This is a genomic window from Maritalea porphyrae (genome assembly GCF_027213965.1).
GTDB classification, from domain to species: domain Bacteria; phylum Pseudomonadota; class Alphaproteobacteria; order Rhizobiales; family Devosiaceae; genus Maritalea; species Maritalea porphyrae_A.
The window spans coordinates 469,520-487,094 of sequence record NZ_JAPWGX010000001.1 but is presented as its reverse complement, the minus strand read 5'-3'; the positions used below and the strand labels follow the sequence as shown (position 1 = coordinate 487,094).

Annotated in this window: 13 protein-coding genes; all 13 read right to left on the bottom strand. The window is 50.0% G+C overall.

The window, feature by feature from the left end:
- Positions 1–129: 129 nt before the first annotated feature.
- The gene (locus O4H47_RS02640; protein ID WP_269392383.1) at positions 130–4,311 is read right to left on the bottom strand and encodes a translocation/assembly module TamB domain-containing protein; all 4,182 of its coding nucleotides are present in this window, start codon (positions 4,309–4,311) and stop codon (positions 130–132) included.
- Positions 4,312–4,360: 49 nt separating this feature from the next.
- A complete protein-coding gene (locus O4H47_RS02635) occupies positions 4,361–6,247 on the bottom strand; it encodes an autotransporter assembly complex protein TamA (protein WP_269392382.1) in 1,887 nt (628 codons plus the stop codon).
- Positions 6,248–6,380: 133 nt separating this feature from the next.
- Positions 6,381–8,201, bottom strand: coding sequence for a DNA helicase RecQ (gene recQ / locus O4H47_RS02630; protein WP_269392381.1), 1,821 nt, complete (start codon positions 8,199–8,201; stop codon positions 6,381–6,383).
- Positions 8,202–8,345: 144 nt separating this feature from the next.
- A complete protein-coding gene (locus tag O4H47_RS02625) occupies positions 8,346–9,584 on the bottom strand; it encodes an NAD(P)/FAD-dependent oxidoreductase (RefSeq protein ID WP_269392380.1) in 1,239 nt (412 codons plus the stop codon).
- Between the two features lie 64 nt (positions 9,585–9,648).
- Positions 9,649–10,719, bottom strand: coding sequence for a c-type cytochrome (locus O4H47_RS02620; protein WP_269392379.1), 1,071 nt, complete (start codon positions 10,717–10,719; stop codon positions 9,649–9,651).
- Complete coding sequence (soxC, locus tag O4H47_RS02615; RefSeq protein WP_269392820.1) at positions 10,703–11,983, bottom strand: sulfite dehydrogenase; 1,281 nt, start codon at positions 11,981–11,983, stop codon at positions 10,703–10,705. Before soxC ends, O4H47_RS02620 begins: the two co-directional genes overlap by 17 nt.
- A 117-nt stretch (positions 11,984–12,100) precedes the next feature.
- Positions 12,101–13,795, bottom strand: coding sequence for a thiosulfohydrolase SoxB (gene soxB / locus O4H47_RS02610; RefSeq protein ID WP_269392378.1), 1,695 nt, complete (start codon positions 13,793–13,795; stop codon positions 12,101–12,103).
- Between the two features lie 89 nt (positions 13,796–13,884).
- A complete protein-coding gene (gene soxA / locus O4H47_RS02605; protein WP_269392377.1) occupies positions 13,885–14,739 on the bottom strand; it encodes a sulfur oxidation c-type cytochrome SoxA in 855 nt (284 codons plus the stop codon).
- Positions 14,740–14,787: 48 nt separating this feature from the next.
- Positions 14,788–15,111, bottom strand: coding sequence for a thiosulfate oxidation carrier complex protein SoxZ (gene soxZ / locus O4H47_RS02600; RefSeq protein ID WP_269392376.1), 324 nt, complete (start codon positions 15,109–15,111; stop codon positions 14,788–14,790).
- Between the two features lie 25 nt (positions 15,112–15,136).
- A complete protein-coding gene (gene soxY, locus O4H47_RS02595; RefSeq protein ID WP_269392375.1) occupies positions 15,137–15,592 on the bottom strand; it encodes a thiosulfate oxidation carrier protein SoxY in 456 nt (151 codons plus the stop codon).
- A gap of 25 nt (positions 15,593–15,617) precedes the next feature.
- Positions 15,618–16,079, bottom strand: a complete 462-nt coding sequence (gene soxX / locus O4H47_RS02590; protein WP_269392374.1) for a sulfur oxidation c-type cytochrome SoxX — start codon at positions 16,077–16,079, stop codon at positions 15,618–15,620.
- A gap of 143 nt (positions 16,080–16,222) precedes the next feature.
- A complete protein-coding gene (locus tag O4H47_RS02585) occupies positions 16,223–16,801 on the bottom strand; it encodes a thioredoxin family protein (protein WP_269392373.1) in 579 nt (192 codons plus the stop codon).
- An 8-nt stretch (positions 16,802–16,809) separates the two neighbouring features.
- Positions 16,810–17,544 (bottom strand): cytochrome c biogenesis CcdA family protein, encoded by a 735-nt coding sequence (locus tag O4H47_RS02580; protein WP_269392372.1) that lies wholly within the window; start codon positions 17,542–17,544, stop codon positions 16,810–16,812.
- Positions 17,545–17,575 lie beyond the last annotated feature (31 nt).

Genomic DNA, 17,575 nt, shown 5'->3' with positions numbered 1-17,575 from the left:
ACGGGTGGCCAATAGCACCTCAAGCACGCTGCAATATTTGCATCGCGATCATTTGGCGTCGGTTAAAGTGGTGCTCTTCGTGGCCACTGCAGCATGGGTCAGTGTTCTTTAGCGAGAACGGATGCGCGCCTAATAGTCTTGTTCGAAGAAAACACCGGCTTTGGTTTTGCCGTCTTCTGAAGTTTCGCCCCGCGCCGTTATATTGTCGGTGATATTTAAGTCGATTGTGACTTTGCCAGACCCTGCGCCAGCGCCTTTTTCAACATTGATGTAGGTGCGATCATTCAAATAGGCGCCAACGCCAACTGTTGTTTCACCCTTCTCATTGGTTTTGATGTCCACATCATCAAGGCCAGAAGCTGCGCGCAGCCGGTCAAGCAGTCCTGGGCCGGAGTTTGAGCCATTTAAGGTGCCAATTGCGTTGGCGAGTTGCACGAGTTGCAGCGCCGAAAGGTCGGACAGGGAGCGGCCAAAGAACAGTTTGGCGACAATCTGATCTTGGGGCAAACTCGGAGATGACCCAAAAGAGAACTCTGGTGCTGATGCAGGACCGCGCACAAATATTGAATAGGTGCTGCCACCATCGCGGGTGCTTGCCACAAAATCTAACGTTGGGTCCAATGGGCCAGCAAACACCAAACGCCCCGTGTCAAAGTCAAATCGTTTGGTCAAAATGTCCATGCGCCCTCGGCTCATGCTGATCGCACCCTTTGCAATGGGGGCGGCCGCCGTGCCTTCAATTTTGAGATTGCCACCCAATTCTGCATCCAGTCCTCTGCCGCGCACAAAAATCCTGTTGGGGGCATTCACCAAAATATTCAACGACATCGATGGACCTGCGCCACCAGTATTCGTTGGGTTGAGCGCTCTTGATTGCTCATTTATCGCTGCACTTGCATTTTTGTGCGTTACTGCCACGGGTGAAATCACATTTGGCAAGCTTTCAGGTATTGTGATGTCCGTTCGATCAACGCTGATCGTTCCCGTAATGCTGCCTGTTTCTGCCAATCGACCATTTAGTGACAAGTCCGCATCAAAAATCGTCGAAATCATGCTGCCATCATCGTACTCAGCATTTCGAACGCTAAGCGAAAGTTCGGACAATAATTTGTCAGCAGGACGCAAGGAAACATTGCCGCTGGCAGAAAGCTTGCCGTTCTTTCCCAAGCGACCGGTGAGTTGAGACAGATTGGCACTATCCCCGTTAAACATCAATGTGCCGGATAGATCTGTTACGCGAATGCGCGAAGCGATCTCTGTGAAACGCGCACCATACGTGCTGATTTGACCGTGAACATTTGGTTTTGCAAATGAACCTGTTGCTGTTGCATCGATATTTACCGAACCGCTTAACACAACACCAGACTGGGTGAGGGGGCGTGCGGCATAAGCGAAGGGAGCGACGCCTTTTACCGCAAAGTCTAAAGACTGCGCCTTTAGGTCTGTCGTGCCTGAAACTGCAATATCAAGCCCACCGCCTGAAACAGCTAGGCTGGTGCTTAGTTGGTTGTTTTTTAAATTGCCCGAGCCATTCACGTTCAGTGACACCAAGCCAGCTTCCCGAATTGGCGCACCAGAAAGGTTTCGCCCCTCAAAACGATATGCAACGTCTGGTGCAGCAATTGGTCCACTTACCTTTGCACTTGCATAAATCGTTCCGATCGGCGCAAAGCCAGTTTTGGCGATACCCTCAATCGCGGACATGGAAAGGTTGCTAACTTGCACATCCACATCAAACTGATCGGAAACCTTGCCGGAAATCGCCATTTGGCCACCCGACAGATTTATGCTCGGTGCGCTAAGAGTGGTCACTCCGCCATCAAGCATTGCAACAATAGGTTTGGACAATGAAATGGGTATCGAGCGATAATTAAGATCGAGCTGTTCGACGTTCAGCGCGAGTTTTTCATCTCGCGGGTCAACCACAGCAGAAACAGATAAAGGCTTTCCACTCAACTCAGAAGTGAGCGTTATCGGCCACACACCCAAGTTGCTTGAAACGTCGACCGCTGTATTGCTGAATGTTTCACCTGCGACGGATAAGGCACCGATTTGAACGTTGACCTTTGGCGCCATGTTGCCAAAAAGATCGCTTGCCGATGCTCGCATTTCTAAGTTCGTCAGTTTTGCGTCGTCGTAGTTCAGAGCGGGTGCGCTTATGTTTGCAACAACACCTTGTGCGCCATTTTCAACGAACAGTTCAACGCGTCCGTTTGCAGAGCCGTCTAATCCAGTCTGCAAGATCAGCGGTGCCAATTTGGCGAAATCAGAGAAACGCAAGTCCGCAAAACCCGCCATGAGCCCATTGTTGCCAACGGTAACTGCGCCCGAGATCTCGCCGCCGGGGACAACGATCTTGAGTGCGTCAATCTTGCGCGGGCCATCACTAGGCGAAACAATGTTTGCAGATGCCGTGATCGGTGCATCTTCATAAACCGCATCGAGTTGAACGGCGATAGCGTCTTGCAACGACCCACTGATCGTGCCGCTAAGCCCGTCAATTGGTCGCCCTGCAACAGCCAATTTATCCCCCAAAAGCTCTAAACTTATGCTGGGGGAACTTGTTGACCCGCTCGCGGCGGCAGTAAGTTCAAGTGCGCCAGCTAGCTCGGGGTTGAAATTGGCAAGATTTGCAAGAACCAGGTTGCCATCAAACTTAAGATCGGTTGCATTCAACGTTCCAGAGCCGCTAGCGTTCAGGTTTGCGCTTTTAACGCTGATGGCCTTTGCGTCAATTTGGCCGTCATTCGAAATACCGATTTCTGCTTCAATTATGCCTGTTTGATCGCCGAACAACTGACCCACTATTGAACTTTTATGCCCGGTGATGCTGGTTTTGCTCGCAAGCTGAGTGTTGCCGGCGGCAAGGTCGTGCCGCCCAATTGTAAGGCTTGAAAGTGCAGCGCTCTTTATGCTCAAACTTGTAATGTCGATAACTTGTTTGGCAAGCTTGACCTCACTCGCGATGGCAAGACCACCCGCGACAAGTTGATCAGCTGGTTCCGATCCTGTTGCCAGTTCGGCAACGTAAAGGTTCAGAACAGCGCCGCCGCGCATATTGGCAAGATCCAGATGCTCACTGGTCGCGTCCACGCGTGCATCAGCAAGCCTTATTTGCCCTTCCTCAAAGGACGCCATGTCACCGCTAAGGCTCAATGTGGCATCATTGACGGTCCCATTGATTTTGGATGTGAAATTGACCCGACCCAGTCGGGTGATAACGCCGGGTTGCCGCTCGAACGAAACGATTTCGCCCTCATTCCCAATTTCTATATTCGCCGTCATGTCGACACGATTTTGTGTAGGGCTGTATATCCCACGCGACTGCACTTGCGCCAACGCCGACTTGAGCGTTGCAGCATCAATCTGGATGTTGCCTGTGGCGTCTCTGCTCGCGTTCAACCTGATATCTGTGTTGCCCGCAACAAGTGGCAATATGGATTTGGGCAGAAGCGACGCCAATTGACCGCTCAATGTGGCATCGATGGATTGGCGTTCGCTTGTCAGCGCAACTATAGCTTCGCCCGAAACAACGGGCCTGTCATTAAAGGCAACGGCAAGTTTTGACGACCAGTTAGAAAGTGGTCCACTACCCGCAAGTGTGGCTTTTATCGCGGGTCGATCTGGGACGTTAAGCAAATTGGCGATCAAGCCGTCGCTATCTTCCGCAACTTCCAACGAAATGTCTGCGGCTTGTTTGGCTGGATCCACATTCCAAGTTGCTAAAACTGAACCATTGGCCGAGCTTTCTGCATTGTCTACTTGTTGGATTGCGAGGGTGCCACTGGTTCCCAGAGGAGTGTTGTTTGCCTGCGCGTGCCCACTCAATGAAAGCGTTGCCGGTTTTCCCGCTACAGCGGTTGCAAGACTGATGTTATTGATAGCGAACCCTGAAAGGTCCAACGATTTAAACGGCGCTGGCAAAAGCTGTGTTGGCCAAGCGAGCGGTTTAGATGGGGCTGAATTTTGGGGCGATAGGGGTAAGCGATCGATACTGACCGTCTCAATCCGCGCGTCGTCAACGATAATCTTGCCAAACATTAGATCAGTAAGGCGGTAATCAACTTTCAGACTGTTAGCTGTCGCCCAAACGCCGTCACGATCTGCTATTGCGAGTTGCTCGATTTCAATCCTGTTGCCTAAAACTGAGTTGAGCCCAATTATTTCGACTTTGAGGTCATTCGAACTGGCGATGCTGCCAATCAAGCCAGCCGTAATGTTCCGTCCACCACTGGTCCCCAGCAATGCGAACACAATTGCGCTGCCCAACAAAATGAGCGCAACAAGAAACAAAGCGAAACGCTTTATCATTGACAGAGATCTTTGCATTTATGGGCTATTCCGTCGTACCGCAATTGAATCAGAATGCCTGACCTATACCCAAATATAAGCCATATTGTGGTTGCCCTGGGATTTTATTTAGAGGAAACGCAATGTCTGCTCGAATAGGGCCAATGGGTGTGAGATAGCGCACACCTAGGCCGTAGCCGGTGTAAATAGACCCGCCTTGGCCGGGCATATTGGAAGTAAATGCACCGCCAGTGTCGACAAAGGCCACAACGCCGATATCATCGGTCACCTTATAGCGCGCTTCCACAGACGCCTCCATGAACGAGAGGCCACCCTGTGGTTTGCCGCCAGCGGTCAGCGGACCCGCCATTTGAAATCCGTAACCGCGAATGGACCCACTACCGCCAGAGAAAAACCGTCGATCAGTAGGCACGTTTGAAATATCGGTGCCAAATATTGTGCCAGCGCCAACACGTCCTGCCAAAACCAAGCGATTGTCTGGATCAACAGTATAGTAAGTGCTTGCATTAAAGGACGTTTTTACAAACGTCGCATGTGAGGGGTAAGCAAAGGTGGGCTCCGCCAACAAAGAGGCATACCAGCCGTTGGTCGGGTCCAATGTGCTGTCGCGTGTGTCGTAGGTCAGAGCAAATGGCGCATACAAGAAGGAGGTGTTGGTGGTGGTGATGCCATTGTCAACAACCGCATACTCAGTTGCTATGCCACCCTTTACCGTTAAGTCATCTCGCAGGTCGTTTGAAAGGCTAACTTCCAATTTGCCTGATTGCTTAGAAAACGCATTTGAGTTGATAATGTCGAATGATGTTTTGGCTTCAAAGCTTGTCGCCGGACCGATGGCGTTTGGCTTCACAAACACAAGACCCGTATGCGCATCTAAGTCGCTAATACCACCTTGCCCAATACGGCCAATAGATGCTTCAGCGCGCAAGCTTTCGGCATTGCCAAATAGGTTGCGATGTTTCCAAAAACCCTCAACACCAAATCCTTCAAAATTGCCAGCAGTAAGACCAATGCCTATTGTGCGCGGCTTGCGTTCGCTCACCTCGATATTGACTTCGACGCTGCCATCAGCGGATGGTTGTTCTGCAGTGCTGACCACCACACTGTCAAAAACGCCAACTTCTTGCAGACGGCGGGTTGCGCGCGAAACCAGATTAGGACTGTATAGCTGGCCAACCAAAATGTCAGCTTGCTCAGCAATAAAAGACGCGTTTACATCGGTGTTTCCAACAACGGTGATAGCGCCAAACGCTGCCTTATTGCCAGTTTCGAGTTGTATGGACACATCGAGCTTGTTGGTGGTGTGATCAGCCTCGATTGTACGGTCAATAATGCGCACAAAGGGGTAGCCTTCAGACTTCCACTTTTTGATCAGTTTGGCCTCAGCGCTTAGGATCAGAGACGATTTGGCCGTGGCGCCCTCAACAATGCCGAATTCAGCAAGGTCAATTGCACCTGCATTCGACTGAGCGAATGGGCGGCCAAACGTGAAGCTCGGGCCAGCTGAAACCTTGATTGCGACGTTTACAAATTTTCCTGATAGGTCGGTATCAAGCGAAATATTATCGATGTTTTGCCCGTTGACCTCGATATCAACAGTGCCCCCGTAATAAGCTTCACTGTAAAGCGCACCAAGAAGTCGTTTTTGGTCAATTCGAGCCCTTGTAACCAAACCCGTTGTGCCCGAAGCAGGTGTTGTTTGCTCCTTAATCAGGACCGAATTAGGCGTCAATAATTCATCTAGAACGGCATTGCCGGATTGGATGCTGGCCGAATAATTGACCGGATTTACCACGTCAGCAGCATTGGACGCGGTCACAGCTTCTTGCTTTTTAAATAGTCCAAAAAGGTCAAATGCTCGCGCAGGCGCAGTCGCGCAAAAGCTAATTGCGACGAGAAACGAGATACTGACCAGTTTTGAACCGTATATATGCACTGCGGTTGCTACTCCATACTTAAGCAAAATCGCGGGCCATCTTTACCCAAGTATAGCACACGACAAGTTAAGCCCCAATTAGATAATTATATCACCATGAGTTGGACATGCTAATGCAATTTTTCAACTGGTGCTATGCGCTTTGATCATGTCGCATTATGACGTCGAGCAGGGGTTTGCCGTATCGTTCCAATTTTGTTTCGCCGATACCGTTGATATTCAACATGGCCTCTAGCGAAGATGGCTTTTGTACGGCCAGTTCAATCAGCGTTTTATCGTGAAAAATCAAGTAGGCCGGCACTTTTTGCGTTTTTGCCATTTCGCCACGCGTGCTCTTAAGGTTTTCATAAAGCGCTTGATCAGTTGGCGATGCCAGAGAGGCAGGTCGTTTGCCGATGCTTTGCTTTAACCGCTCAGTCGTAAGGGTCTTTTGATGATGCCGCATTGGAAGATTTGGTTTTTCCTTGAGGAATATGCGCCCGTTGTCGGTGATCTGTAACCCGCCATGTCCTTCAGGAGTGGGCGCAAGAAGGTTGCTGGCAACAAGTTGGCGATAGATATTTTGCCATTCGGGTTTGGAGAGGTCAGTGCCTATTCCATAGGTTGAAATCTGATCATGTCGAAAATTGGCAATACGATCGTTGCTTTCGCCACGCAATACATCGATCAAATATGAAACTCCAAACATTTCGCCGGTGCGATAGACGCAAGAAATTGCCTTTTGCGCTGGAATTGACGCGTCAAAGGTTTCGGGAGGTTCTTCGCAATTATCGCAATAGTTGCAAGGTGAGCAATCGTCATCAAAATAGTTCAAAAGCACTTGCCGACGACAATTGGCCGTTTCACATAATCCCAACAAAGCGCCCAGTTTTTGGTGCTGAATTTGCTTTTGTTCCATTGGAGCGTCGGAATTATCAATCCACTGGCGCTGCATCGCGGCATCTTCCATGCCATAAATCATCAAAGCATTAGAGGGTAAACCATCGCGGCCCGCTCGGCCCGTTTCTTGATAATATGCTTCTATGTTTTTTGGGATATTCATATGCACAACAAAGCGCACATCTGGTTTGTCGATCCCCATGCCAAAAGCGATCGTGGCCACCATGACGACTTGCTCACCTTGTAGGAACTGTCGTTGGTTTTCAGCGCGCACCTCACTTGAAAGCCCCGCATGATAGGGGCGTGCATCAACACCTTGCTCGCACAGCCATGCGGCCATTTCTTCGACCTTTTTGCGCGATATACAATAGATAATGCCGGCGTCGTTTGGGTGTTTGTCCTGAATGAATTTCCAGACCTGCTTCCGCGGTGAATTGCGAAGAGCAATTGAGTAGTGAATGTTTGGTCGATCAAACCCACTAACAAATGTGCGCCCACTTTTCAGTGCCAACCGTTCCACTATGTCCTTGCGTGTCGGCGCGTCAGCTGTAGCTGTTAGCGCGATGCGCGGCACTTGTGGAAATCTGTCCGCGAGAAGACTAAGAGCTGCATAATCTGGTCGGAAATCGTGGCCCCATTGTGATACACAATGAGCTTCGTCAATCGCAAAAAGCGCTAGATTGCATTGATCAAGCAGGCGCAAAAAGTCGGGCATAAGAAGCCGCTCTGGTGCGACATAAAGCATGTCCAATTTGCCCGCTCGTGCCAGTTCACTTGTCGCGGACACCTCTGCAGCGCTCATCGTGGAGTTGATTGCGGCTGCTTTGATGTTCATGACTTCAAGGGCGGAAATCTGATCTTGCATCAAAGCAATCAGCGGAGAAACGACTATTGCCACGCCTTCTCGACACATTGCTGGGATCTGATAACAGAGGGACTTTCCGCTGCCCGTAGGCATAAGAACAAATGCATCGCCGCCGCCAATCACATGTTCAATAATTTCCTCTTGCGATCCCCTGAAGGCGTCGTAGCCATAATATTCATTCAGGATCGAAAGTGGATTTGATTGAGACATATTTGATCACATAGAGCTTGGAGGAAAGGTGATTTGGGTCCTTGTACACCAATGCCAAATTGCAATCTATTTGTTTTGGGCAACGATTACTGATGCCCATATTTGCCGCCTCTGAAACAGAGTGACTAGCAACTTTGCGCTCATCTATCCGAACATGTCTTGTGTAACCTCAGCATACCAATTCGTTGACTCATCAAACGTCGCTTTCCTGACATCGGCAGTTTCATCGTTCTGAGAAATAAAGCTTGATGTCCGTTCAATCCTTCCATCAACCGATTGATAGTCTGCGCCAACTTTTACCCCGTCATTTGGGGCGATCAGGCTCCAGCAGGTATTGCGAAACTTTGCGGGCAAGCGATCAGTGCCTAAAAGGTCTGCCCGTACGTTTGTCGCGCAAACCTTGGCTTGGCTATTTGCCGCGTAGCCTGATTTAGGCATGTCCCCAGCAATGCAGCTGTCGCCTATGACATAGATATTATTGTCAGCTTTTGATCGCATGGAGGAGGGGTCGATTTCACAAAACCCGCTCTCATTTGTCAGACCTGCAAGTTCCGCGATTTTACCAGCTTTTTGTGCTGGAATAATATTCAGCAAGTGGCCGCTAAAATCATCAAAATCGGTTTCGACTAAGCCCGCTGACGCATCAATGTTTGATATCCCGCCGTGAATATCCGGCCCTAGCCATTCAATCATTCCAGGGTAATATTGTTCCCAACCGGCTTGAAACAAGCCTTGCTTTGAAAACTTAGGCTTGGGGTCCAGAATGATAATATGGGTGTTCTTGTGGCCCTTTTGTTTGAGCAAATGCGCCATCATGGAAACCCGCTCATATGGACCAGGCGGGCATCGATAGGGATTTGTTGGGGGCACAATCAGGATTTGTTGACCGTCCTCAATTGCGTCCAATTTTGCCTTTAGCGCATGCGTTTGTTCGCCACCATGCCAAGCTGAAGGAGCGATATCCATATCTTTTGCCGTGTAGCCTGGGGTGGAAAGATAGTCAAAGTCAATGCCCGGCGAAACGACCAGCCGATCATAGGCGATAAGACCTCCTTGAGCCACACGCACAGTCCTATTGTCGCGATCCACCTCTACCGCGAAATCATGGATCATCGATATGCCATGTGATTGCGCAAGGGTTGCATAGTCAAATGTCAAAGAGTCAAAGCTGCGCAAGCCACCTAGATAGAAGTTAGAAAAGAAACAGGTCGTGTAATGCGTTTTCGGCTCAATTAATGTGACATCTATGGCACCATCTGCGTCTTGGGCAATGTGCCGGGCTGCTGTGGCACCGCCAGTGCCACCGCCAATCACAACCACCCTTGGTCGACCTATCGCTTGGACAATTGACGGCATCGCTAAGCCCGACGCCGCTGCGCCCATTAGAGCTCCAAATGTCCTCCTGCTTAAGCTCAATTCGTTGTCCTTCATTTTAAGGTTAGCTAGATCAGTTGCTTTGATCCGGCGTTACATCAAGCACTTGCGCACGCTTGGTAATTTCAACAGGGCCCGCCTTGCAGTCAACCATACATGGTTCCGCGCTTGCATTATACTGTGGCTCGTTCGCGCGATCATCCGCATAGAAATTGGCCGCATTTGGCATTTCTATTGAATTGAAGTTCTCGTTTGAAAGCTCAAACTCTTCATCCGTAACGATATCGTTCAAATAAAGCAGATACGCAGTGACTGCATAGACTTCATCGTCAGAAAGCACCGTTGCTTGGCCAAATGGCATAGCGCGCTGGACATAATCATAAACCGTTGAGAGATAAGGCCAATAAGAGCCAATGGTCTTCACTGGGCGCTCATTTTGCAGGCTGCCTTGACCGCCTGCCAGCACTGGCCAGCGCCCCGCGCCTTCGCCAAAATCACCATGACAAGATGCACAATATTCAACGTAGACCTCTTCGCCTTGCAAAACCGTTCCGCGCCCGTCAGGCAGGCCTTCACCGTCCGGTCTTACGTCGTGGTTCCATGCAGCGATTTCCGCTTCTGACGCCATGCGTCCAAGATGATAAGTCCCATGCGTCGGCAGTTCTGCATTTTTTAGGGGAGCCGCTTTTTCTACCGGCTCCGTTGTGGCGGTCTGATCGCTTGTTTCGGATGTGGTTGGCTCAGTATCACCAGTGGCAGAAAAAGTGCCAAGATAGGCGAGCAAATTGTCGATGTCTTTTTGCTTTTTTATCCCTGCAAAAGACATTTTTGTGCCTTTTACGAATGACTTTGGTTTGCTCAAGAAAGCAGCGAGACTTTCTTGGTCCCATTGGGTGCCTTCTTCACCTTTCGCAATCATTGCTTTGGAATATTTAAAGCCATCGATTGAGCCGGCAACTCGTCCAAAAAGGTCGTTCAGTTGCGGCCCAATTTTGTTTTTTGCACCTTCACCCACTGCGTGGCAGGCCTTGCACTTTTTAAACACTTTTTCGCCCTGATCCACGTCGCCGTTGGCCAGTGCAGCGCTGCCGCTCAGAGTTGCGGCGACAAGTGCCAGAGCAATGGTTTTAAGAAACTTCGACATTCTCTGTCACTCCATCTTTGGCCACATACCAGGTTTGAATGCCGTTATTGTGATAGATCGAATTCACACCGCGCACGGCGCGCAACGCATCCTTTGTGGGTTGCACATTGTTTTCCTCGTCGATTGCCCGCGATTGCAGGTAGAGCGGTTCGCCATTCCAATCGATGTCGAGGTAAAAACGATGTACTGAGCGCGTAAAACTGGGTCCGTCAATCCGCGCTGGTTGCCAGTTGCGTCCACCGTCTATCGAAACATCGACGCGGGATACTTTACCCGCACCAGACCACGCTAAACCAGAAATCACCAAGCGGCCCTTGCCATGCAGCACGGGTGCTTGCGGACTTGGGCTGGTGATCACTGATTTTACATCCATCTGCCACGTGAAGCGCCGGGCGCGCCCATCGGGCATGAGGTCAGTGTATTTTGAAGTCTCTTCGCGTTGTTGCCAAGGCATGTCGCCAACTTCAATACGGCGAAGCCACTTGATCCACATATTGCCTTCCCAGCCGGGCACAACAAGACGCATCGGATAACCTTGCTCGGGGCGCAATGCTTCACCATTCATTTTGAAGGCGATCAGACAATCGTCTAGCGCCTTTTCCATGGGGATTGATCGGGTCATCGCCGAAGCGTCACCGCCTTCGACCAGCAGCCATTTTGCGGTTGGTTTAATGCCAGCCTCGTTAAGCACGTCGCGTAGCTTGACGCCCGTATACATCACGTTGTGGATCATGCCGTGTGTAAACTGAACCCCATTGAGCTGCGCTCCGCGCCACTCCATACCCGAGTTCGCTGCGCATTCAAGAAAATGAACTCTGTTCTCGCGCGGGAAACGTTTCAAGTCTTCAAGGGTGAACACCAGTGGCGTATCCACAAGCCCGTGGATCATCAATCTGTGGGCTGCTGGGTCAATTTCTGCAATACCGCCGTGGTGTCGTTCAAAGCACACCCCGTTGGGGGTTATGATGCCGTCAAGTTCGTGCAGCGGCGTGAAGCTGACAGAACTGACTGGATCAGCGGTTAGCCATTCAACATTTCGACGAATGACATGCGCTTCATGAGAGGAGGGGGTGCCATAAGGTCGTGTGCCAACGCCGTCTCCAAGATCAGTGCGCCAGTCTTGCTTTTGCAAAATCACATCTTCGCCGCTGGCCGATGCAGGCGTTGCACTTATCGCGCCTATTGCCGCTGCTCCGCCCACCAGAACGCTGTTTTTCAGAAATGATCGCCGCCCAGCGTTCAATTGAATCTGTGCATTCGCCATCGATTTGGCTTTTGCTTTCTCATTCACCTTTGAACACCTTTCTAAATGTATATGGTTTTTCATATGTATTTGAGCAGAGGAATCCCTCAAAGTCAAAGAACAATTTAACCTGTTGAATTAGTTGCTGATTACGTTCACAGATCGATTGGGTTCAAGCGCCACTACTGGATTCTTTTTGAGATGATCTTCAACCACATCCCAAATTGCCGGCCCTTCAACATCTTCACTAATTGATGCCCATCCCGCCACTGTGTAGTTTTGCTCTGGGTTTATGCTCTCGCCGGTTTCCAACATGGTCATGTTGGAAATGCGGTTGCCGATCGTCTTGTTTGGATCAATGGTATATCCCATGCCGCCAACACGAACCATATCACCGCCTTGCTGGTAGTAAGGGTCAGTGTTGAACAGATTGTCCGCCACATCTTCTAGAATATCATGGATGGTTTTGCCGCTCATTTCGCTGCGGTATGCTGAAGGGTAGGTCATCGCACATGCATTGTGCAGGTCTTCTACAGTGATGTCCTGTCCCGGTAATATGCTGGTGCCCCACCTGAAACCGGGAGATAGCGAAATCTCCGCCTCACGTTCTTCAAGTAGTGCTTGGCAAATAAGATCGTCAAATGTGCCGTTAAAATTGCCGCGCCTGTACAAAAGACTGTCGGTTTTGCCAATAACCCGTGCCAACTCGTCTTCGTACGGTGCCCGCACTTTGTCCACCAGTGCCGTCATATCCGCATCTGGTGTGATCACGTCAGAGAACACAGGTACCAGACGGTACTTAAATCCCTTGATCTCGCCTTCGCGCACATCAAGGTCTAGTCGAGAGACAAATTTGCCGTGCGATCCGGTAGCCACCAACAGCGTTCCATTTACCAACAAAGGCTCGGGCAGGGCGTCATGTGTATGTCCGCACAAGATCACATCGATACCGCTGACCCGTTTCGCGAGCGCGCGATCAACATCAAATCCATTGTGGGACAGCAATACAATCAGCTCAGCACCAGCATCACGCGCCGCTTGAACATTACGAACAATGTCCTCCTCGCGAATGCCAAATGACCAATTCGGGAACATCCAACGCGGATTGGCAATGGGCGTGTAGGGGAACGCTTGTCCAACTACGCCAATTTTTACGCCACCGCGTTCAAAAATCTTAAAAGCTTCAAAAGCTGGTTCATTCCACTCAGCATCATAAATGTTTGATCCAAGGAAGGAAAACGGAAGCTCATCAACGATTTCGGTGACCCGATCAGCACCATAAGTAAATTCCCAGTGCCCGGTCATCGCATCAGGTTTTAGGGCGTTCATCACCTCAATCATGTCCGCGCCTTGCGTCATGTTAGACGTGTAACTGCCTTGCCAGGTGTCGCCACCGTCTAGCAAAAGTGTGTTCGCGTCGCGCTCTGCGCGGATTGATTTTACGATGCGCGCAATTCGGTCCATACCACCCATTTTGCCGTAACCTTGCGCGAGCCCAACAAAGTCGTCAGACGTAAGCGCATAGGCGTCAGCGGAGCCGGGTTCAATATTGTAGAGGTCGAGAAAGTCTTTGCCTGTGACGTGCGGTGGTTGACCATTGACATCACCGACACCCAAATTGATTGAAGGTTCACGGAAATACACAGGCTTTAATTGAGCATGCAAGTCTGTGATGTGCACAAGTGTCACATTGCCGTAACCGTCCATGTCCAACAAGTCGGCTTCTGACAGTTCTTGACGGGCGGCCGCACGCGCCCACTGACCTGACATGCCAATGCCGCCAATTGCAGACGTTGCAACAGCAGCCATCAAAAACTCACGACGTGAAAGCATAATCAACCTCTTTCATGACCTTCTCAAAGCGGCCAAAATAAAAATGGGGCCGCACAGGTTAAAAAACGTGCGGCCCCAGCTTGTTTGAATTAATTGCGAACAGACGGAGTTTCCACTGCAAGCCCGGCACCGCGAGAAGCCACATAAGCTTCTAGTGCGATGAATTCATCAGATCCGCGCTTAAATGGTGTTGCTCGGATATTCTCCATACACCCCTTAAACCTGCGGTGGATTGAACCCAAACCAGCCCATTTTAAGCGGTAAACGGGGAAGCCATTGACCTGGCCCTGACTGAGATGGTCCGACCGAATTTGATTGCCATAATTGTCTTCGTGGCAATTCGAGCAGGACATATTGAGCTGACCAACACGAGTGTAGTAAAGGTCTTTTCCTTTTTCGATCCACTCTGCCATTGGCCCATCTGTCTGAACATTGACCGGCATGCCGCGGGATTGAAGGCTGACGAGCGCGGTCATATTGACCATTTCTTTTTGCTCCCAACCCCAGGCTTCAGCACCCATTCTGTCGGTGCGACAGCGGTTGATCAGATTTTCCATTGTTGCAGGTTTATTTGTGGCTTCATCCCATTTGGGCAGTGTCGTGCGAAGCCCTGCAAGGCTGGATGGGTCGCTGTGACAAGAAGCACAAGACTTACCTTCGCTCCCCTCAGCTGTGTCCCAGCTTTCAATAGCGTCATCAACCGCTACAAAACCCGGATTCTCAAAATCATCCATCTGTAGCGATTGTGTTTCTGGTGAGCGAAAACGCCAACCAGAGTAAATGCGATCCAACGGTGAATCATCCGGCGCGGCCACATCTGTAATAATGACCTCGCCATCAATGATCAGTTGATTGTTGTCTGGATCGGCATGTGCAGGCGCGACTATCATCGCCATCAGTGCACTCAAGCCAAGCGCAGCAACTATCCCCCCTCGATTGATCATAAGTCTCCTCCTCTAAGCAACTCCAAAGAGTTCTATGCTGGCTGTTGGTTACTCGACCGCAATCTCATTGCTGGAAGAATATTGTGTTCCATCATCATCTAGCCAAACAAAATTGAATGTTCCGCTTTCCATCACTTTCACATTGAACTCAATGAAAGGGTTCGCAGCGATACCAGGTTCCAAGTCTGCTGAAAAAACGGTCGTTCCGTTGAAGTCAGCAGTGAACTTGTTGATGATTTTGCGTGGAATTAGATTGCCGTCTTTGCCTTTGCGTTGACCACTTTCCATTGCATGACTGATGAGAGTCTTAATGGTTATGATATCGCCAGCTGCGGCCTTCTTGGGCACTTTTACGCGTGGTTTTGAAGCCATGTTTGTTCTCCTTTATCGCAGCTGACTAGCCGCCGCATCCGCCAATGGTGACTTTGACAAGTTTCTTGTCCATCACGACAGAACCATCACTCATTTTCGCAATCGCGATGACGTTCTGTGTTTTCGCCAAACGCATCCTAGTCGTCGCCGCTGCGACGCCGCTCATTGGCGTGAAATGGAGCGTGGCCACACCCGGATTTGGATTGCCTTCTGCCAAAATCATAACGGATTGAACATAGTCATCCGCGGTCATTGGGCTTTCAACTTCAATTGAAATGGGCACTGTGTTCCCGTTCTCAGCAATTTCAGGTGCTGTAAGGGTGATTTTGCCACTCTCAACAGTTGCACCATTTGCAAAGGCATCAATCGCCGCTTGTGTTTTTGCCTCGTCAGCAAATGCAATGTTTGCTTTGAAACCTGTCAAAACAACAGCGCCAAGGCCGGCGCCTAACGCCAGCACTTTGCGTCTGGAAATGTTCATTCGTGTCTCCTTGTTCATGCTGGTGTTATTCCTCTTTAAGCGTCATCAAATAGGCAAGAACGTCTTCAACCTGTTGTGCCTGAAGGATTGTCTTGCCTGCGAAACTCTCAGCAACGCGCACACCCAAATTCAAGCTGTAAAAAGACGGCATAATGGAATCTGGGTTCATGGCAGTTTTGACATCAACCAATATGGCCCGCAGTTCGCCCTCACTCCAACGATCAGCAACTCCATCTAGTGGAGGGCCGACTTCACCATGGAATGGCTGTTCTGGAATTTCTGAATTTTGGTGGCAGGCGAGGCAATTGCCAAGCTTGCGATTAATCATAATGTCGCGGCCAGCGGCTGCGTCGCCTGCCTGTCCGCTCAGCGAGCCTTCGACTGCTGCATCTACAATCTTAACCTCATTTGGTCCAACTGTGTCTGCTAGCGCTATCGCTGTGCTACACAATATCGCTGCTGTTGCAGCGACAATCAGTTTTCTCATGCCAGTCCCCCTCCCAGAGATGGATCGTCTGATCTCATTAGCTTCAACACAAGCTTAAGTCCAAACAACCTCACAATCAATATATTAATTCAAATGTTCATATGTTTCATATCTAAGGCTATGAATATAAACGATAAAGAGTGTCAAAGTCGCCCGGCTTCTCTTAGTTCTGCAATCACACGCGCATGGTATTTTTGGAAGTGTTCGTCACCTTCATAACCACGTTCTTTGACCCATTTGAACATATTCAAGAATGTCCATTTGCCAAAAGCGCCAGGCATTGTGGCAACCGCTGCTCGTGAAACACTCGTTTGTTCGGCTGGAACGACATCGGGTAGAAACACCATGGTTGGTGTAAAGACATAGCCCCATTTGCGGGCAGCTGACTTTTCGGTCAACACCTCGCCATCAAGGTCCGTCACTTCTTCATCGCCAAACATATTGTACTGAACCACAACGTAGTTTTCTTTGATGTAGTCAGCGACTTCAGGATCTGACAGCAGTTCCTCATGCATTTTGGCGCAATAGATGCAGCCGCGTTGTTCGAAGATTAGAACGAGCCGCTTTCCATCGGCGGCCGCAGTTTCAATATCTTCAGCAATGTCGCGGAATGTGAGTGCAAACCAGTCCTGCTTGTGCAATCCGTCGTCACCAATTTTTCCTGCTTGCGCCGCGCTTGAAAGAACAACAAAAGCAAGCAAAAATGTCAAAATCCGTAGCATATCATCTCCTATCCTACTGTCCCAAACGCTGGAAACGTGTCGAGCAGCCATTGTGCAATAGCGCTCATGCTCCCGGTTAGAAACAGTATCCCTGTAACGATCAACAATAGGCCCATTGCGATCTCAATCTTGCGCATATGTTTTTTCAGCCGACCAGCGAGCTTGATAAAGCGTGCAGCAAATGCCCCGGCCAAAATAAAGGGTGCGCCGATGCCAACCGAATAGGCCAAAAGCAAGCTCATGCCGCGCCATGCCGTGTCTTCGGTTCCCGCGACAAACAAAATCGTCGCCAAAACTGGACCAACGCAGGGCGTCCAACCAAACGCAAAGGCAAGCCCCATCACGTATGCGCCAAGAAGACCAACGGGTTTTGCATTCACTTGAACCCGCGCTTCGCGGTACAGCATGGAAAGTCGCAATATGCCAACAAAATGCAGGCCCATTAGAATAATGATGATGCCCGCGATGCTCGACAGAACGCCGTAATATTGGGCTATCGTCTGCCCAATGATGTTGGCTGTAGCGCCAAGTGCGATGAAGACTGTCGAGAAGCCCAGAACGAATGCGATTGAGGCAAAAAGAATTTGTTTTGCCGCACTGTCATCCATTTCCTCGTCGCTGAGTTGCTCAAAACTCACGCCCGCCAAATAGGCCAAATAAGGCGGCACAATTGGCAACACACATGGGGAGAAAAACGACAAGACACCCGCGATCAGTGCGCCCCATAAACTGACGTCCAACATGTCCATCCCCATTACATATCATTTTTAATAT